Annotated in this window: 14 protein-coding genes; 9 read left to right on the top strand and 5 right to left on the bottom strand. The window is 55.4% G+C overall.

What is annotated here, in order from left to right:
- Positions 1 to 11 precede the first annotated feature (11 nt).
- Both glgA and glgP read left to right on the top strand, forming a co-directional pair.
- Positions 12 to 1,445, top strand: coding sequence for a glycogen synthase GlgA (glgA, locus tag HHI26_RS22260; RefSeq protein WP_133846638.1), 1,434 nt, complete (start codon positions 12 to 14; stop codon positions 1,443 to 1,445).
- 21 nt (positions 1,446 to 1,466) lie between these two features.
- Entirely contained in the window at positions 1,467 to 3,914 is a 2,448-nt protein-coding gene (gene glgP, locus HHI26_RS22255) for a glycogen phosphorylase (protein ID WP_133846639.1), read from the top strand.
- 254 nt (positions 3,915 to 4,168) lie between these two features.
- On the opposite strand, the gene glpD is transcribed toward glgP, so the two are convergent.
- Positions 4,169 to 5,680: a glycerol-3-phosphate dehydrogenase gene (gene glpD, locus HHI26_RS22250; RefSeq protein WP_171149713.1), complete on the bottom strand. Its 1,512-nt coding sequence runs from the start codon at positions 5,678 to 5,680 to the stop codon at positions 4,169 to 4,171.
- Positions 5,681 to 5,918: 238 nt separating this feature from the next.
- On the opposite strand from glpD, the gene glpE reads away from it, so the two are divergent.
- The 5 genes from glpE to malQ all read left to right on the top strand — a co-directional run bounded on the left by glpE (position 5,919) and on the right by malQ (position 12,716).
- Positions 5,919 to 6,242: a thiosulfate sulfurtransferase GlpE gene (gene glpE, locus HHI26_RS22245; protein WP_133846641.1), complete on the top strand. Its 324-nt coding sequence runs from the start codon at positions 5,919 to 5,921 to the stop codon at positions 6,240 to 6,242.
- Positions 6,243 to 6,342: 100 nt separating this feature from the next.
- Complete coding sequence (gene glpG / locus HHI26_RS22240) at positions 6,343 to 7,161, top strand: rhomboid family intramembrane serine protease GlpG (protein ID WP_133846642.1); 819 nt, start codon at positions 6,343 to 6,345, stop codon at positions 7,159 to 7,161.
- Positions 7,162 to 7,173: 12 nt separating this feature from the next.
- Positions 7,174 to 7,932, top strand: a complete 759-nt coding sequence (locus tag HHI26_RS22235) for a DeoR/GlpR family transcriptional regulator (RefSeq protein WP_171149712.1) — start codon at positions 7,174 to 7,176, stop codon at positions 7,930 to 7,932.
- 298 nt (positions 7,933 to 8,230) lie between these two features.
- A complete protein-coding gene (gene malP, locus HHI26_RS22230) occupies positions 8,231 to 10,663 on the top strand; it encodes a maltodextrin phosphorylase (RefSeq protein ID WP_133846644.1) in 2,433 nt (810 codons plus the stop codon).
- Positions 10,644 to 12,716 (top strand): 4-alpha-glucanotransferase, encoded by a 2,073-nt coding sequence (gene malQ / locus HHI26_RS22225; protein ID WP_133846645.1) that lies wholly within the window; start codon positions 10,644 to 10,646, stop codon positions 12,714 to 12,716. Before malP ends, malQ begins: the two co-directional genes overlap by 20 nt.
- A 95-nt stretch (positions 12,717 to 12,811) precedes the next feature.
- On the opposite strand, the gene fabF is transcribed toward malQ, so the two are convergent.
- The 3 genes from fabF to gntX all read right to left on the bottom strand — a co-directional run bounded on the left by fabF (position 12,812) and on the right by gntX (position 15,582).
- Entirely contained in the window at positions 12,812 to 14,095 is a 1,284-nt protein-coding gene (fabF, locus tag HHI26_RS22220) for a beta-ketoacyl-ACP synthase II (RefSeq protein ID WP_133846646.1), read from the bottom strand.
- 169 nt (positions 14,096 to 14,264) lie between these two features.
- Positions 14,265 to 14,840: a Fe-S biogenesis protein NfuA gene (gene nfuA / locus HHI26_RS22215; RefSeq protein WP_133846647.1), complete on the bottom strand. Its 576-nt coding sequence runs from the start codon at positions 14,838 to 14,840 to the stop codon at positions 14,265 to 14,267.
- Positions 14,841 to 14,898: 58 nt separating this feature from the next.
- A complete protein-coding gene (gene gntX / locus HHI26_RS22210; RefSeq protein WP_133846648.1) occupies positions 14,899 to 15,582 on the bottom strand; it encodes a DNA utilization protein GntX in 684 nt (227 codons plus the stop codon).
- A gap of 35 nt (positions 15,583 to 15,617) precedes the next feature.
- Here gntX and bioH point away from each other — a divergent pair, with 35 nt between their 5' ends.
- Both bioH and HHI26_RS22200 read left to right on the top strand, forming a co-directional pair.
- Positions 15,618 to 16,394 carry a pimeloyl-ACP methyl ester esterase BioH gene (bioH, locus tag HHI26_RS22205; protein ID WP_133846649.1) on the top strand — a complete coding sequence of 259 codons (777 nt, stop codon included), beginning with the start codon at positions 15,618 to 15,620 and terminating at the stop codon, positions 16,392 to 16,394.
- 163 nt (positions 16,395 to 16,557) lie between these two features.
- Complete coding sequence (locus HHI26_RS22200) at positions 16,558 to 16,824, top strand: YdgH/BhsA/McbA-like domain containing protein (RefSeq protein ID WP_133846650.1); 267 nt, start codon at positions 16,558 to 16,560, stop codon at positions 16,822 to 16,824.
- Between the two features lie 33 nt (positions 16,825 to 16,857).
- Here HHI26_RS22200 and HHI26_RS22195 read toward each other — a convergent pair whose 3' ends face one another.
- Positions 16,858 to 18,546: an alpha-amylase family glycosyl hydrolase gene (locus HHI26_RS22195; protein ID WP_133846651.1), complete on the bottom strand. Its 1,689-nt coding sequence runs from the start codon at positions 18,544 to 18,546 to the stop codon at positions 16,858 to 16,860.
- Between the last annotated feature and the right edge of the window lie 5 nt (positions 18,547 to 18,551).

The raw sequence follows: 18,551 nt of genomic DNA, 5'->3' as shown, positions 1-18,551 counted from the left end.
AGGAGCCGATAATGCAGGTGCTACACGTCTGTTCAGAAATTTTCCCGCTGCTGAAAACCGGCGGACTTGCTGATGTTATTGGGGCATTACCGGCGGCGCAAATCGCAGAAGGCACGGATACAAGGGTGTTGTTGCCGGCCTTTCCGGCGCTGAAGAAAGCCATTACACCGACTCAGGTGGTGGCGAAGCTGCAAACATTTGCCGGTGATGTGGAGCTACACTTTGGTCATTTTGATGGCGTCGGCATTTATCTGATCGATGCTCCCGGCCTGTACGATCGGCCCGGCAGTCCGTATCACGATGAGTCGCAGTACGCCTACGCCGATAACCATCTGCGCTTTGCGCTGCTGGGATGGATTGGCTGTGAGCTGGCGTGTGGGCTGGATAACTGGTGGCGACCGGATGTGGTGCATGCCCATGACTGGCACGCGGGGCTGGCCTGTGCCTATCTTGCGGCGCGTGGTCGCCCGGCAAAATCGGTGTTTACGGTCCACAATCTGGCGTATCAGGGGTTGTTTGAAGCGCGGCATCTGGATCTGCTTCAGCTTCCGCCTTCCTTCTTCAATATGCACGGGCTGGAGTTCTACGGGCAGATCTCATTCCTTAAGGCCGGGCTGTTCTATGCCGATCATATCACGGCCGTCAGCCCGACTTACGCACGTGAAATCACGCTGCCTGAGTTTGGTTACGGTATGGAAGACTTGCTGAAACAGCGCCAGCTGGAAGGGCGGCTGACCGGGATACTCAATGGTGTTGATCCGGCTATCTGGGATCCGGAGCAGGATCTGCTACTGAATGCGCGCTATAACCGTGATGTGCTGGATGCCAAGCTGGAGAACAAACGGCAGTTGCAGATCACCATGGGATTAAAGATCGACGACAAAGCGCCGGTCTTTGCTGTGGTCAGCCGTTTAACGAAACAGAAAGGGCTGGATCTGGTGCTTGAAGCACTGCCGGGACTGTTGGAGCAGGGCGGCCAGCTGGTGTTACTGGGCGCAGGGGATGCAGAACTGCAACAGGGGTTCCTTGCTGCGGCTGCCGAGTATCCAGGCCAGGTGGGCGTGCAAATCGGCTATCACGAAGCCTTCTCGCACCGCATTATTGGTGGCGCTGATGTGATTATGGTGCCGAGCCGTTTTGAGCCCTGTGGTCTGACACAGCTCTACGGATTGAAATACGGCACGCTGCCGCTGGTGCGGCGTACCGGAGGGCTGGCAGATACGGTGAATGACAGCTCACTGGAAAATCTGGCTGACGGTATCGCCAGCGGTTTTAGTTTTGAAGACAGTAATGCCTGGTCGTTATTACGTGCAATTCGACGTGCTTTTGTTCTCTGGTCCCGTCCTTCGTTGTGGCGCTATGTTCAGCGTCAGGCAATGGGGATGGATTTTAGCTGGCAGGTGGCTGCAGTGGCCTACCGCGATCTCTATCAACGTTTGTTGTAACCAGAAAATGGGAAATTTGATATGAACGCACCGTTCTCCTATGCCTCACCGACGCTCAGTGTCGATGCACTCAAGCACTCAATTGCCTATAAGCTGATGTTCACCATTGGCAAAGACCCGTCTATTGCTAATAAGCACGAGTGGCTGAACGCCACCTTGCTGGCCGTGCGCGATCGTATGGTCGAGCGCTGGCTGCGATCGAACCGTGCCCAGTTGTCTCAGGATGTGCGTCAGGTGTATTACCTGTCGATGGAGTTTCTGGTGGGACGCACGCTGTCCAATGCGCTGCTGGCGATGGGCATCTACGACGATGCAAAATCGGCGCTGGAAGAGATGGGCTTCGACCTTGAGGAGCTGATTGAAGAAGAGAGCGATCCGGGGTTGGGTAACGGCGGCCTCGGTCGTCTTGCTGCCTGTTTTCTGGATTCCCTTGCCACGCTCGGTCTGCCGGGACGCGGCTACGGCATCCGCTACGAGTACGGCATGTTCAAACAGAATATCGTTGATGGTCGCCAGGCGGAGTCACCGGATTACTGGCTGGAATATGGGAATCCCTGGGAATTCCAGCGTTTTAACACCCGCTACAAGGTGCGTTTCGGTGGCCGTATTCAGCAGGAAGGCAGCCGCGCACGCTGGGTAGAGACCGAAGAGGTGCTGGCCACCGCCTACGATCAAATTATCCCGGGTTACGATACGGATGCCACCAATACCCTGCGGCTATGGGGCGCGCAGGCCAGTAATGAAATCAATCTCGGGAAGTTTAACCAGGGCGATTACTTTGCGGCGGTGGAAGATAAAAACCATTCGGAAAATGTGTCGCGCGTGCTCTATCCCGATGACTCGACCTATTCCGGGCGTGAATTGCGTCTGCGGCAGGAGTACTTCCTGGTGTCAGCCACGGTTCAGGATATCCTTCATCGTCACTGGGCGATGCACCAGACCTTTGATAACCTGGCCGATAAAATTGCCCTGCATCTTAATGATACCCACCCGGTGCTGGCGATCCCGGAACTGATGCGCGTGCTGATCGATGAGAACAAATTTACCTGGGATGACGCGTTTGAAGTCACCTGCCAGGTGTTCTCCTACACCAACCACACGCTGATGCAGGAAGCGCTGGAGACCTGGCCGGTGGATATGATCGGTAAAATTTTGCCGCGTCATCTGCAAATTATCTTCGACATCAATGACTACTTCCTGAAAACCATCCAGGAATATTACCCGGATGACTGGGAGCTGCTGTCGCGTATTTCCATTATTGATGAGAACAACGGTCGCCGTATTCGTATGGCCTGGCTGGCGGTGGTGGTCAGTCATAAAGTGAATGGCGTCTCTGAGCTGCACTCGAATCTGATGGTTCAGTCGTTGTTTGCTGACTTTGCCAAACTGTTCCCTGGCCGTTTTTGCAACAAAACTAACGGCGTGACGCCGCGTCGCTGGCTGGCACTGGCGAACCCGGCGCTCTCCGATGTGCTGGATGAGACGATTGGTCGTACCTGGCGTACCGAACTGAGCCAGTTGGATGAGCTGAAACAGCATATTGACTATCCGAACTTTATTGAGCAGGTGGCGAATGCCAAACTGAAAAATAAAAAACGTCTGGCGGCTTACATCAGCCAAAAAATGGATGTGGTGATCGATCCGCGTGCGATGTTTGATGTGCAGATTAAGCGTATCCACGAGTACAAACGCCAGTTGCTGAATGTTTTGCACGTCATCACCCGCTATAACCGCATCAAAGCCGATCCGACGGCCGATTGGGTGCCCAGGGTCAATATCTTCGCCGGGAAAGCCGCCTCAGCGTATTACACCGCAAAACACATCATTCATTTGATCAACGATGTGGCGAAGGTGATCAACAACGATCCGCAGGTGAAAAATAAACTGAAGGTGGTGTTTATTCCTAACTACGGCGTGAGTCTGGCGCAGATCATTATTCCGGCGGCCGATCTCTCCGAGCAGATTTCACTGGCGGGCACCGAAGCGTCCGGCACCAGTAATATGAAATTTGCACTTAACGGTGCGTTGACAATTGGTACGCTGGACGGAGCAAACGTCGAGATGTTGGATCACGTGGGTGAAGAGAATATCTTTATCTTCGGTAACACCACACCGCAGGTCGAAGCGCTGCGCAACAGTGGCTATAACTCCCACACTTTCTATGAGGAGGATGCCGAACTGCATCAGGTCCTGATACAGATCGCCACCGGAGTATTCAGCCCTCAGGAGCCTGGGCGTTATCGCAATATCTTTGATTCACTGGTTAATCTTGGGGACCACTACCAGCTGCTGGCCGATTATCGCAGCTACGTGGATACTCAGGATAAGGTCGATAAGCTGTATCGTAATCAGGAAGAGTGGACGCGCTGTGCGGTACACAACATTGCCAATATGGGGTATTTCTCGTCGGACAGGACCATTCAGGAGTATGCGGATGAGATCTGGGGGATTAAACCGATAAGATTGTAATCAGAGCCGGAAAGGGCGAGGCATGCCTCGCCCCTACGAATCATGTACGGGCCGGGCATGCCAACCCGCTGGGCCCCGCCATAACTTAACGCAGGGGCCGGGCATGCCAACCCGCTGGGCCCCGCCATAACTTAACGCAGGGGCCGGGCATGCCAACCCGCTTCGCCCCGCCATAACTTAACGCAGGGGCCGGGCATGCCAACCCGCTGCGCCCCGCCATAACGTAGGGGTCGGGCATGCCCGACCCGCTGATATTACGATGCCAGCGACAGCGCGGCCGGTTTCTTACCGTGTTCGGTCAGCCACGCGGTCACTCGCGCCTGCTGCTCATCGTTCAACCACATCCCTTCTTTGGTACGACGCCAGATAGCATCGTCGGTCACGCGTACCCATTCGTGCTCAACCAGGTAACGCAGTTCCGCTTCATAGAAGTGGTGACCAAACAGCTCACCCAGATCCTCAAGAGAGGTCGCGTCTTTCAGCAGCAGTTCTGTATTACTGCCGTAAGTTCGCGCGTAGTGGCGTGCCATCGCCTCGGTAATAAACGGGAAGCGGCGACGCAGGGTCGCGGCATAATCTTCACGTGTTCCGGCAAAGTTGCCACCCGGTAGTACACAGCTTTTGGTCCATGCCGCACCGATACTTGGGTAGTACTTGCTCAGTTTCTCCATCGCGTGCTCTGCCAGCTTACGATAGGTGGTCAGCTTACCGCCGAACACGGAAAGCAGCGGTGCCTGGCCGGCATCATCATGCACATCCAGCGTGTAATCGCGGGTAATCGCCTGCGGAGAATCTGACTCGTCGTCACACAGCGGACGCACGCCGGAGTAAGTCCAGACGATATCGTCACGGCCCAGATCTTTCTTGAAGTGGGCATTAAACACTTTCAGCAGGTAGTCGATTTCGTTATCGTCGATTTTCACATTCTGCGGATCGCCTTTGTACTCAACGTCGGTGGTGCCGATAATTGAGAATTCATCCATCCACGGAATGACGAAGACAATACGGTTATCTTCGTTTTGCAGAATATAAGCCTGCTTCTGGGTGTGTACACGTGGTACCACGATATGGCTGCCTTTGATCAGGCGGATGCCATACGGCGACTTCAGCTTCAGGCTGTCATCAAACAGCTGTTTAACCCACGGACCGGCAGCATTCACCAGGCCTTTGGCGCGCCAGGTAAAGGTTTTGCCACTGTCGATATCTTCAGCTTCCACGATCCACAGGCCGTTTTCACGCCAGGCGCGCGTCACGCGAGTACGGGTGCGAACTTCACCGCCACGCTTCTCAATTTCCTGCGCGTTAAGCACCACCAGGCGGGCATCATCCACCCAGCAGTCAGAATATTCGAAACCGCGCACGATTTCCGGCTTCAGCACCGAGTCTGAGCCAAAACGCAAACCCTTACTGCCCGGCAGGCTGGTACGTTTACCCAGGTGGTCGTACATAAACAGACCCACGCGGATCATCCAGGCTGGACGCAGGTGCGGGCGGTGCGGCAGACGGAAACGCATAGGGAAAGCGATATGTGGTGCCATTTTCAGCAGCACTTCACGTTCGGCAAGCGCTTCACTTACCAGGCGGAATTCATAGTGCTCCAGGTAACGCAGGCCACCGTGGATAAGTTTTGAACTGGCAGAAGAGGTGGCGCAGGCGAGATCTTGCGCCTCCAGCATCAATACTGACAGGCCGCGCCCGGCAGCATCAGCCGCAATGCCAGCACCGTTAATACCGCCGCCGATTACGATCAGGTCTTTGGTTTCCACGTCATCTCCTCCGATGTTCGGAATCTTTCACTAATGTTCGTTTTCGAGCATTATACTAATCGGAAACCAACATTGATGCTAGCGTTAACCTAATAAAAACAATTATGCGTGATGCAGGTAACATATTTGCTGCAAGAAAAAGTTTATCTCCCTGCTAACTCCCGGGTTATTGTGCGCCGCCTTCAGGCTACAATGGGGGTAATTTGGTCACTTTTTTAGCTTTTGACGAGAACCCACCATGGAACAATTTGAGTGCATCAACGTACAGCAGGCGCAGCAGAAACTCTCTGAAGAGAATGCGTTGCTGGTTGATATTCGCGACCCTCAGAGTTTTGCTGCTGCCCATGCCAGCGGCGCTTTTCATCTGACTAACGATTCACTGCCTGCTTTTATCTCCCAGGCGGCGTTAACGACCCCGGTGCTGGTGATGTGCTACCACGGCAACAGCAGTAAAGGTGCAGCGCAATTCCTGCTCAGTCAGGGGTTCACGGCGGCTTACAGTATTGATGGCGGATTTGACGCCTGGCGTGCCGCTTTCCCGCAGCAGGTCGACGCACTCTGACGCCTCTCTTGTCACCGCTCGCGCTTTCCCCTGCAACCGGTAAGGGGAAATCGTTATACTCTCGGTTTGTCTGGTCTGACTGAAAGGAAGTCGCTTCTCTATGCGCATCACCCATTTTACTCATCTGCGCCCGGCGCAGGCGTTTGTCGATTACATGGCGACGCGCGGCGTGACGTTGCGCGTTGAGCACGATAATGGTTACACCCTGTGGCTGGATGATGAATCGCAGCTGACAGTGGTCGAAAACGAACTCAACCAGTTTATTCGTGACCCTAACCACGCGCGCTATCAGGCGGCCAGCTGGACCTCGGGCACGACAGACAGCGGCATTCACTATCAGCATGTTTCACTGCTGGATAATCTGCGTGAACGTGCTGGCGTCCTCACGCTGACGGTGATGGCAGCCTGCGTGCTGGTCTTTATCCTGATGCAGGTGCTCGGTGATGGCGCCGTGATGCGCCTGCTCTCCTGGCCTGATGCAGACCAGCACTTTGAACTGTGGCGCTGGTTCTCACATGCCTTACTGCATTTCTCGCTGCTGCATATTCTGTTTAACCTGATGTGGTTTTGGTATCTTGGCGGCACGCTGGAAAAGCGGCTCGGCAGCGGCAAGCTGTTCGTGATTATGCTGATATCCGCGCTGCTCAGCGGCTGGATGCAGGCGAAGTTCAGCGGTGTGCTGTTTGGTGGGCTTTCCGGTGTGGTCTACGCCCTGATGGGCTATTCCTGGCTGAGCGGTGAGCGCAGCCCTGAGCGCGGGATCTTTCTGCAACGCGGATTGATGGCCTTTGCGGTTTTGTGGCTGCTGGTGGGGTATTTCGGTTGGTTTGGTTTGTCGATTGCCAATGCAGCGCACGTTACCGGGCTGCTGGTTGGGCTGGCGATGGCCTTTGTCGATACGCGTCATAAAAAAAGCTAAAAGGAGAACAGCGTGAAGCAGACACAACGACATGACGCCATCATTGAGCTGGTGTGCCGTCAGGGATATGTCAGTACCGAAGAGCTGGTAGAGCACTTTGATGTCAGCCCGCAGACCATTCGTCGCGACTTAAACGATCTGGCCGAGCAAAACAAAATTCAGCGCCATCACGGCGGTGCCGCGTTACCCTCCAGTTCGGAAAACACCGCCTGGCAAGACCGTAAGATGATGTGGTCGGCAGAGAAAGCGCGTATTGCTCAGCGTGTTGCCAGCCAGATCCCCGATGGCGCCTCGCTGTTTATTGATATCGGCACCACTCCGGAAGCGGTGGCGCATGCGCTCATGAACCACAGTAATCTGCGTATCGTCACTAATAACCTGAACGTTGCGGTGTTGCTGATGGCGAAACCCGATTTTCGCCTGATCCTGGCCGGGGGCGAAGTGCGTACCCGTGATGGCGGCATTATGGGCGAAGCGACGCTCGATTATATTTCTCAGTTCCGCCTCGATTACGGCATTCTGGGGATTAGCGGTATCGATATGGACGGCTCCCTGCTGGACTTCGACTACCATGAAGTGCGCACCAAGCGCGCGATAATCGAGAATTCCCGCTGTGTGATGCTGGTGGCAGACCACTCTAAATTTGGCCGCAACGCGATGGTTAACCTGGGCAATATGGGGTTGATCGATTACCTGTTTACCGACCAGGCACCGCCACCGAGTGTCATGAAAACGATCGAACAGCACGAAGTTCATCTGGAACTCTGCTAGCCCGGCCGGGGCGATCTAAAAAAAGGTCGCCCGCTACTGGCACGTTTAACGAATTCACTCATACTCAGATCAGTCTCTTTTTTTCACCTCCTATTCCCATTCTGGGCGTGCAGCCTGTTCTGCACCCTATTGCCGCGCGCTTTATCCGGGCAGCCCAGCCCGGTTAGTTGTCTCCCTCTAGTTGTTTACTTGCTTTTTTTTCGCTCATCGCATTCTGCGGTGAGCTTTTTTTCGTTTTGCCGTCTTAACTGTAAGGTGCCTTCAGTCACATTTTGCCCACCTGTTTAAGAGGGATTATATGTCGCAACAGAAATTCAATAAGGCGCGCTTTGATGCGGCGTTGACGCGTCAGTGGCAGCATCTTGGTTATACACGTGCCGCAGACATGACTGCCCACCAGTGGTGGCAGGCGATCAGCGGTGCGCTGGCAGAACTGCTGGCGGCAAAGCCGGTGACGAAATCCGTAAAAAAGCAGCGCCACGTTAACTATATTTCCATGGAGTTTCTGATTGGCCGCCTGACCGGGAATAATCTGCTGAATCTGGGCTGGTATGACGAGGTTAAAGCGGCACTGGCAGAGCATCAGCGCGATCTCAGTGAACTGCTGGAAGAAGAAGTTGATCCTGCTCTGGGTAATGGTGGGCTGGGGCGGCTGGCCGCCTGCTATCTGGATTCGATGGCCACGGTGGGGCAGCCGGCTACGGGTTATGGGCTAAATTATCAATACGGTTTATTCCGCCAGTCGTTTGACGACGGTCAGCAGATTGAAGCACCGGATGACTGGCAGCGTGAGCGTTATCCATGGTTTCGCCACAATGCGGCGCTGGATGTGAATGTCGGCATCGGCGGGACGGTAATCAAAAATGCCGATGGCCAGCTGGCGTGGCATCCGGCGTTTACTCTGCGCGGCGAAGCCTGGGATCTGCCGGTGACCGGCTACCGTAACGGCGTTGTACAGCCACTGCGTCTGTGGCAGGCCTCCCATGCTCATCCGTTCGACCTCACGCTGTTTAATGACGGTAAGTTTCTCGCGGCCGAGCAGCAGGGTATTGATGCGGCGAAGCTGACCAAAGTGCTGTACCCCAACGATAACCATCAGGAAGGAAAGCGCCTGCGCCTGATGCAGCAATACTTCCAGTGTGCCTGTTCGGTGGCCGACATTCTGCGTCGCCATCACCTTGCCGGGCGCAGCGTGCATACGTTGCCGGACTATGAGGTGATTCAGCTTAATGATACCCACCCGACCATCGCCATTCCCGAGATGCTGCGTGTGCTGCTGGATGAGCACCAGTTAAGCTGGGACGATGCCTGGGCCATCACCCGTCAGACCTTCGCCTACACTAACCACACCCTGATGCCGGAAGCGCTGGAGCGCTGGGATGAACGGCTGGTACGCAGCCTGCTGCCACGCCATTTCACGTTGATTAAAGAGATCAACCGACGCTTTAAAAAGGTGGTCGAGAAACAGTGGCCAGGGGATGAAGCCGTTTGGGCGAAACTGGCGGTGGTGCACGATAAACAGGTGCGCATGGCCAATCTTTGCGTGGTCAGCGGTTTTGCTGTGAATGGTGTGGCTGCGCTGCACTCTGAACTGGTGGTGAAAGACCTGTTCCCGGAATATCACCTGCTGTGGCCGGAGAAATTCCATAACGTTACCAATGGCATCACGCCGCGTCGCTGGCTGAAGCAGTGTAATCCGGCGCTGGCGGCGTTGATCGATGACACGCTTAACGTTGAGTGGGCGAACAATCTGGAGGCGCTGAAAGGGCTGGAAGCCTTTGCCGACAATAAAGCATTCCGCAAACAGTATCGACAGATTAAACGCGCCAACAAGCTGCGCCTGGCTGAGTACATTGTGCAGCGCACTGGCATTGTGGTGAACCCGGATGCCTTGTTCGATGTACAGATCAAACGCCTGCATGAGTACAAACGCCAGCATCTTGGCCTGATGCATATCCTCTCTCTCTATAAACGGCTGCGCGACGACCCGAAACTGGATGTGGTGCCGCGTGTGTTCCTGTTTGGCGCCAAAGCCGCACCGGGTTACTACCTGGCGAAGAATATTATTTATGCCATTAATAAGGTGGCGGAGAAGATCAACAACGATCCGCTGGTGGGCGACAAGCTGAAGGTGGTGTTCATTCCGGATTATCGCATTACGGCGGCTGAGTTGATGATCCCGGCAGCCGATCTGTCAGAACAGATCTCCACTGCCGGATATGAAGCCTCCGGTACAGGCAATATGAAGCTGGCGCTGAATGGTGCGCTGACCGTAGGTACGCTCGACGGGGCCAACGTTGAAATCGCTGAACAGGTGGGTGAAGAGAATATCTTTATCTTTGGCAATACGGTGGACCAGGTCAAGGCGCTGAAAGCCAGTGGCTATCAGCCGCTGAAGTTACGCAAAAAAGATAAACATCTTGATAGCCTGTTGAAAGAGCTGGAGAAAGGATTTTTCAGCGATGGCGATAAACACGCGTTCGACATGATGCTGCACAGCCTGGGCAAAGGGGGCGATCCGTGGCTGGTGCTGGCCGACTTCGCCAGTTACTGCGAAGCACAGCTGAAGGTGGAAGCGCTGTACCGTGACCAGGAGGCCTGGACGAAAGCGGCTATTCTGAATACGGCCCGCACCGGGATGTTCAGCTCCGATCGTTCGATTCGGGATTACCAGCAGCGTATCTGGCAGGCAAAACGGCCCGGGAGAGGCGATGGACTTAAAAAAGCGTGAGCAGGCCGCTACGGCGGCGGGTATTGCTTCGAAATATATTAATGCACGCGGGCAGCCGGAAGCGGTGAGCGCCGGGACGCGCGAAAAGCTGCTTGAGGCAATGGCCGCCGTTCCTGATAGGGGAAATGCACCATTGCCACCCTGTCGTGTGCTGCTGAAAAAACGGACTCAACAGCTTCAGGTGGGGGGAAAAGGGAATTATCAGTGGCAATTTGACAGTGAGCAGGGGAAAACCCACCAGGGGTCTGTGTCTGGTGGAGAGGTGCTGACGCTGCCGGCGAATCTGCCAGAAGGTTATCATCATCTGTTGCTCACGCAGGGGAAAAAACAGTGGCCGTGCCGGATTATTGTGGCACCAAAACGCTGCTATGAGCCTGCAGAGTTAAAGCGCGGCGACAAACTGTGGGGCGCCTGCGTGCAGCTCTATACGCTGCGATCGGCCCAGAACTGGGGCATCGGTGACTTCGGCGATTTGAAGCACATGGTCAGCGAAATCGCCACACGCGGCGGTGCATTTATTGGTCTCAATCCGATTCACGCGCTTTATCCTTCCCTGCCTGAAAATGCCAGTCCGTACAGCCCGTCGTCACGGCGCTGGCTCAACGTGATGTATATCGATGTGGCTGCCGTGCCGGATTTCCAGCACAGCAAGGCCGCTCAGCGCTGGTGGCAGAAAAAGAGCACCCAGACGGCGTTACACACTGCACGCGATGCTGACTGGGTGGATTATGCGCGGGTGGGGGCATTAAAAATTCAGGGGCTACGTCATGCCTGGTCGCAGTTCACCGCACGTGATGCGCAGGACGCCAGCGTGCAGCACTTTGAGGCCTTTATCAACGCCGGGGGAGAAAGCCTGTTAAACCAGGCCGCCTTTGATGCCCTGCACTGCGCTATGCTGAAGGACGATCCTGCTCGCTGGGGCTGGCCGGTATGGCCTGAAAATGTACAGCAGGGCGATAGCGAGGCGGTGCAGCAGTTTTGCCGTGAGCAGCAGGATGAAGTGCGTTTCTGGTCATGGCTGCAATGGCTGGCGAATCGTCAGTTTGATGCGTGCTGGCAGTGTTGCCAGCAGCACCAGATGCCAGTGGGGCTTTACCGGGATTTAGCCGTGGGCGTGGCGGAAGGCGGCGCCGAAACCTGGTGCGATCGTGAACTCTACCGGTTGAAAGCTTCCGTTGGCGCGCCGCCGGATATCCTCGGCCCGCTGGGGCAAAACTGGGGATTGCCGCCGATGGACCCGCACGTGATGGCGGCGCGTGGCTACCAACCGTTTATCGACCTGCTGCGGGCGAATATGGCGAGCTGCGGCGCACTGCGCATCGATCATGTGATGTCGCTGTTGCGCCTGTGGTGGATCCCTTACGGTGAAACGGCCAACTTCGGTGCCTATGTCCACTATCCGGTGGATGACTTAATGGCAATCCTCGCGTTGGAAAGTCAGCGCCATCAGTGCATGGTGATCGGTGAGGATCTTGGTACTGTACCGACGGAAATTGTCAGTAAACTGCGCGACAGTGGTATCTATTCGTGGAAGGTTCTCTACTTCGAGCAGGAGAGTGGGGATCGTTACCGGGCACCCTCCGTTTGGCCACGCCAGTCTATGGCGAGTGCGACGACCCATGACCTGCCGACGCTGCGTGGCTTCTGGAGTGCCGGGGATCTGACTCTGGGTGAAACGCTGGGTATTTATCCTGACAAGCTGGTCCTCAAAGGGTTGTTTGAGCATCGCGTCCGCCAGAAACAGGCATTGCTGGAGGCATTGCATCGTCATCACTGTGTGCCAAAAAGCTGTGGTAAACGGGCGGACAGGCTGGCGATGACAACGGTGCTCAATCGTGGATTACAGCGTTTTATTGCCGACAGCAACAGCGCACTGCTGGGGCTGCAACCAGAGGACTGGCTGAATATGGCCGATCCGGTGAATGTACCGGGCACCACCGATCAGTATCCCAACTGGCGGCGTAAACTGAGCGTCACGCTGGAGGCCATGTTTGCCGATGATCGCGTTAATCGCTTAATTAAGGATATCGATAAACGACGTAAAGCCCCGTAATAATCGTGCGAGGCATGCCTCGCCGTATCAACTATTGCCGCATCACGTAGGGGTCGGGCATGCCCGACCCGTTTCTCTTGCGGTCCGCCCGGCGCTTACGGCGTAAAGGCTTTAAAAATCACCGAACCGTTTACACCACCAAAACCGAAACCGTTAACCAGCACGCTGCGGATGGTCATCTGCTGTGCACTGTTTTTAACGATGTTCAGCCCTTCAGCAGCACTGTCCAGCTGTGTGATATTCAGCGAAGGTGGCGCAATCTGCTGACGCATTGCCATCAGTGAGAAGATCGCCCCCACAGCCCCGGCGGCGCCCAGCAGATGCCCGGTGGCGGATTTGGTTGAGGAGATCGCCGTGTGAGCGCCTTCACCCAGTACCCGACGCAGCGCATTGATTTCGGCAAGATCGCCGACCGGCGTCGAGGTAGAGTGCGCGTTGATATAATCGATATCGCGCCCTGTTATCCCTGCCTGCTGGAGCGCAATGGTCATCGCACGCGCAGCGCCTTCGCCATCTTCCGGCCCGGAAGTGATGTGGTAAGCATCCGAGGTGGTGCCATAACCGACCACTTCACCAAGGATTGTGGCGCCACGCGCCTGAGCACGGGTCAATTCCTCCAGTACCAGCATCCCGGCACCTTCTCCCATCACAAAACCATCACGTGCCTGGTCGAACGGGCGCGAAGCCTGCTCAGGATGGTCGTTAAAGGCTGTTGAGAGCGCGCGGGCGGCCTGGAAGCCCCCGAGTGAAACCGGATTGATGCAAGATTCACAGCCACCCACCACGGCGATATCCGCATCATCAAAACGGATGGCGCGGAAACCGTCACCGATACTTTGAATGCTGGCCGCGCAAGCGGAAACGGGTGTTCCCAGCATGCCCTTGAAGCCATATTTGATCGCCACGTGTGAAGCCGCGAGATTGGCGATAAACGACGGAATGGTAAACGGGGACAGTTTACGGCTGCCTTTTTCTGCCACGGTTTTGACCGCATTGCTGATGGCATGAAAACCGCCAATGCCGGTGGCAATAATGGTGGCGGTGCGCAGACGTGCGGTTTCCGACAGATTATGTAAGCCGGCCTGCGTGATGGCTTCTTCGGCCGCTGCCAGCGCCAGATGAATAAAGCGGTCCGCTTTACGCTGCTCTTTCACCGGAATAAGCGCAGCAATATCAAAACCGTGCTGCGGGTCTTGTTCGATGGAGGGAACCTGCCCACCCACGCGGATGGCCGTATCGCCATAGGCCTCTTCAGGAAGATGACGAATCCCGGACTGACCGGCGATCAGCCGTTGCCAGCTACCGTCTACGCCATTACCGAGCGGGCTGATTAAGCCCATACCTGTGATCACGACTCTTCTGCCAATATTGTTCAACATGATGACCTGTAGGTTGCGAAAACAGGTTTCAGTGTACACGTGTAAGCTGAAAGATCCAGCGTCAATCACGCCAGGGAAAATTAAACAGGCAGTCGGGGGAAAATTAAACCAGGGGCGTGAAATCGCGGGGAAAGAAAAGAGAAGGGGCCGGATATCCGGCCCCAGGTCATCAGTAGAACGAATGCTCACCGCGTTCGTGTTCTGTCAGGTCGCGTACGCCTTTCAGTTCAGGGAACGCCGCCAGCATCTCTTTCTCGATGCCTTCTTTCAGGGTCACATCGACCATGGAACAGCCGTTACAGCCGCCGCCAAATTGCAGAATAGCGAAACCTTCGTCGGTGATTTCCATCAGGGAAACTTTACCGCCGTGGCTCGCCAGCTGTGGGTTGATCTGGGCCTGCAACAGGTACTCAACACGCTCAATTAACGGGGCATCTTCGTTAACTTTACGCATTTTGGCGTTCGGTGCTTTCAGCGTCAGCTGTGAACCCAGGTTATCGGTCACAAAGTCGATTTCAGCGTCTTCCAGATAGGGTGCGCTGAGGGCATCAACATAGGCTGACAGCAGGGGAAACTTCAGTTCAGTATCCGTTGCTTCTACTGCATCGGGTGGGCAGTAGGAAACACCGCACTCGGCAGTCGGTGTACCCGGATTAATCACGAATACACGAATTTGGGTGCCATCTTCCTGCTTTGACAGCAGTTTTGCGAAGTGCTCTTGTGCAGAGTCGGTAATTAGGATCATGGCGATTGCTCAATAGTTAACTAATTTCATTGGTTATAATACGCCCATCACCGACGCTCTACAAGGTTCGGCACAGGCACCAGATCTGTACGCTGGCAGCACCCCTGGCCAGCAGAATGCGGCTTATCTCTGCGACGGTACTGCCCGTGGTGACCACATCATCTAATAAGGTGATATGCAGCCCGCGCACATCAATTTCAAGTGTAAACGCGCCGCGTAAGTTTTTACGCCGCGCCAGAGCGCCCAGACGGTGCTGAATACGCCCCGCACGTATACGTGTGATGGCTCGGGGTAAATAACGACATTGCGTCCAGCGTGCCAGACAGTGAGCCATATCCTCTAACTGATTATAGCCGCGTTGCCACGCCCGGCGATGATGCAGTGGGACCGTCAGCAATACATCCGGACGATGCAGCCCGCTTTCACGCCGTTGCATTAACCAGCATAGCAGTATCAACCGGGCCAGCATTACCGCAAGTGCGGTGGTGCGATAAAACTTTAGCCGGTTTACGAGCTGGCTGAGCGGTGGTTGCCAGGGCGTGACGAACACCAGCCACTGCCAGGGAGGTGGGCTGTGCAGGCAGCGGCCGCATTCACGGGTTGTTTCGCCGCTGGGCAGTCCACAGCGTGGGCAACCACCGCGCATCGCCAGAAGGTGGCGTAAACAAACGGTGCACAAGCCGTGCTGTGCAAGGCTGAGCGGCATCAGACATAGCCAACAGCCTGCTGGCATTGGTAGCATGGCGACCTCGTAATTTAAATACAGGACGATAACCGATGACGGTGCTTCACTGGGAGACTATTGGACAGGGCGATCGCCATCTTGTGCTGCTGCACGGATGGGGGTTGAACGCCGGGGTGTGGCATTGCATTAGCGAGCGGCTCAGCGCACATTTTTGTCTGCATCTGGTGGATCTTCCCGGTTATGGTCACAGCCAGGGATTCCCGGCAATGACGCTCGATGAGATGGCGGCAGCTGTGCTGGCGCAGGCCCCTGAGCAGGCCATCTGGCTGGGCTGGTCGCTGGGTGGCCTGGTTGCCAGCCAGGTGGCGCTGAATGCGCCGCAGCGGGTGCGTGGTCTGGTCAGCGTGGCATCCTCACCGCGTTTCAGTGCGGAAACCGATTGGCCCGGCATAAAACCGGAAACGCTGACCTCATTTCAGCACCAGTTGAGTGAGGATTTCCAGCGCACCGTGGAGCGGTTTCTCGCGTTACAAACCCTGGGGACGGACAGCGCTCGCCAGGATGCCCGGGCATTGAAAAGCGTGGTGTTTGAGCGACCGGTACCTGCGGTTGAGGTCCTGAACGGCGGGCTGGAAATTCTCAAGACGGCAGACGTGCGCCAGGCGCTCGCCGCGCTGTCCATACCATTTTTACGCCTGTATGGGGCGCTGGATGGCTTAGTACCACGAAAAATTGTCCCGCTGCTTGATGATGCCTGGCCAGCCAGTACCAGCCATATTATTGAGAAAGCGGCCCATGCGCCTTTTATCTCGCATCCGGCCGATTTTTGTCAGCAGATTATCGATTTCAGTGAGAACGTCAGGCCCTGAGGAGCGCCATCTCTGGGCAACTGAGCGGGGGAGGCAGAGTGGCGTTACGTATTGCAACAATTCACTGCGTTGTCGGTTTGCACATCGCGGTCGATAATGGTCACGGCACTATTTTTTACTGCCATTGATAACTGGAAATATTGACCTAAGGAGAGGAAATTGTATGAAAAAGCTGATCACTATCTCTGCCCTGATGTTGACGACCTTGGCGGCATTTAATGCCAGTGCAGCCGAGCAGATCACCCGCGAAAAAGCGCAGGAGATGAAGCTGGAAAAAATCGGTACGGTGACGACAAACTCCACCACCGATCCGATGGATGCCAACGCCCGCTTATCGAAAAAAGCCGATGAGAAAGGCGGTAAATACTATGTGATCATCGCAGCCCAGCAGGGGAACCGCGATCACGCATTGGCTGACGTCTATAAGTAAGCGATAGTCCCTGCCCGCCATCGGTGGGCAGTTTCAGGCTTTCAGCCAGCGGAATTCCCACGCTTCCAGCAGCATCGCCTGCGCACCATCAATACGATCGCCACTGGCAATATCCCGATACCAGCGCGCCTCTGGCAGCATCATACTCACCGCTTTATTGCTCAGGTTAAACACGCACCACAGGGATTCCTGTTCTTCTCTTGCCTGGCGTTTCATCACCAGCAGTGAATTGTCACTGTCGATGATGCTCATGGGATTATCCGGATGGAAGGCCGTCTGCTGGATACGCAACTGAATGAGCTGGCTGAGGGCATAGTAGACTCGTTGTCGCAGTGAATCCTTTTCCATTAACGCCTGTTCGATATCGCTGACGGCATATTTCTGGCGGTTGATTGCCCGGTTGTACCCGGCAGTTTTTACGCCTTCAACATCGTTACGTGAGCCGAGAATACTTTGCACGTAGATGGCCGGTACGCCAGGAAAGGCCAGCAGCAGCGCATGGGCCAGCAGGAAACGTCGCAGGCGCGTATCGTCATCATCCGCTTTCTGATTCAGGGCATCCATGTAGGTGACATTGATTTCATACGGGCTGGTGCTGCCATCAGGGTTATTTTTATAGGAGATCAGCGCTCCTTCCATCGCCAGATCGCGAACCAGCGAGACGATCTCGGTTTCCGGCAGAATGCCGCGTAAGGGGTTCAGGCCGATGCCGTCATGTGACGCGAGGAAATTGAAGAATGTGGTGCTGCCGCTGCCGCCATCGAGGGAGGCGGCCCACTGGCGAAGGGCACGTGACGATCCATAATGGATTGCGTGCAGCACCAGCGGCGGCAGTGAAAACTGATACACCATCTGCGCCTCATCACGACCATTACCAAAATAGCTGATGTTATCTTTGTGCGGTACGTTGGTTTCCGTTAACACCACCGTGCCTGGTGCCACTTCGTTGGCAATAGCGCGAAACAGCTTGACCAGCTGGTGGGTTTTTTCCAGATGAATACAGGACGTTCCCGGCGTTTTCCACATATAACCCACCGCATCCAGGCGCAGGTAATCGGCGCCTTTTTGCAGATAATCCAGTACCACGTTCACCATCGCGATCAGCACTTCCGGGTTAGCGAAGTTCAGGTCGATCTGATCGGCGCTGAAGGTGGTCCAGATAAAACGGGTTTCACCGTCGGCCATCGCAAAAGGCGTGAGAAGGGGTGAGGTGCGCGGGCGGGTGACTGCGCTTAAATCGGTGGTGGGCGGCATGCTGATAAAGAAATCGTCCCAGCCGGGGTCCTGCGCCAGATAATGGCGAAACCAGGCGCTTTCAGATGACATGTGGTTGCAGACAAAATCAAACATCAGCCGGGTATGCTGGCGCAGGGCGGCGACGTCCTGCCAGTCGCCACATTTGGGGTCCACCTGGTGATAGTCAATGACGGAGAAACCATCGTCGGAGGACCAGGGGAAAAAAGGCAGCAGATGAACCAGATTAAAGCTGGATTGCAGGTGCTGTTGCCAGAAACGAGAGAAGGTCGTCAGGGTGGGCGTGTTCTCTTCATGAAACTGATCGGCGTAGGTGATCAGCACCACGTCTTTTTCATCCCAGTGTGGTTTACGCGACTGTTGAATACGCTCCCGCGCATCAGCAATCAGCGTATGCAGCCGCTGTAAGCAGGATGGCGGGAAAGTGTAATCGTAGATCTTATCTATTAAGTTATTGATAATATCCATTATTA

This window comes from Erwinia sp. JH02, from assembly GCF_013074405.1.
Taxonomy (GTDB): Bacteria; Pseudomonadota; Gammaproteobacteria; order Enterobacterales; family Enterobacteriaceae; genus Erwinia; species Erwinia rhapontici.
The sequence above is the reverse complement of the archived record's forward strand: the minus strand, read 5'-3'. Positions and strand labels throughout refer to the sequence as shown.

What these genes read in the sequence shown, in the direction of transcription:
- malP (WP_133846644.1), top strand. Translation starts at nt 8,231, where the DNA reads ATGTCGCAACAGAAATTCAATAAGGCGCGCTTTGATGCGGCGTTGACG.
- glgP (WP_133846639.1), top strand. Translation starts at nt 1,467, where the DNA reads ATGAACGCACCGTTCTCCTATGCCTCACCGACGCTCAGTGTCGATGCA.
- glpE (WP_133846641.1), top strand. Translation starts at nt 5,919, where the DNA reads ATGGAACAATTTGAGTGCATCAACGTACAGCAGGCGCAGCAGAAACTC.
- nfuA (WP_133846647.1), bottom strand. Translation starts at nt 14,840, where the DNA reads ATGATCCTAATTACCGACTCTGCACAAGAGCACTTCGCAAAACTGCTG.
- gntX (WP_133846648.1), bottom strand. Translation starts at nt 15,582, where the DNA reads ATGCTACCAATGCCAGCAGGCTGTTGGCTATGTCTGATGCCGCTCAGC.
- malQ (WP_133846645.1), top strand. Translation starts at nt 10,644, where the DNA reads ATGGACTTAAAAAAGCGTGAGCAGGCCGCTACGGCGGCGGGTATTGCT.
- glpG (WP_133846642.1), top strand. Translation starts at nt 6,343, where the DNA reads ATGCGCATCACCCATTTTACTCATCTGCGCCCGGCGCAGGCGTTTGTC.
- bioH (WP_133846649.1), top strand. Translation starts at nt 15,618, where the DNA reads ATGACGGTGCTTCACTGGGAGACTATTGGACAGGGCGATCGCCATCTT.
- fabF (WP_133846646.1), bottom strand. Translation starts at nt 14,095, where the DNA reads ATGTTGAACAATATTGGCAGAAGAGTCGTGATCACAGGTATGGGCTTA.
- HHI26_RS22200 (WP_133846650.1), top strand. Translation starts at nt 16,558, where the DNA reads ATGAAAAAGCTGATCACTATCTCTGCCCTGATGTTGACGACCTTGGCG.
- HHI26_RS22195 (WP_133846651.1), bottom strand. Translation starts at nt 18,546, where the DNA reads ATGGATATTATCAATAACTTAATAGATAAGATCTACGATTACACTTTC.
- glgA (WP_133846638.1), top strand. Translation starts at nt 12, where the DNA reads ATGCAGGTGCTACACGTCTGTTCAGAAATTTTCCCGCTGCTGAAAACC.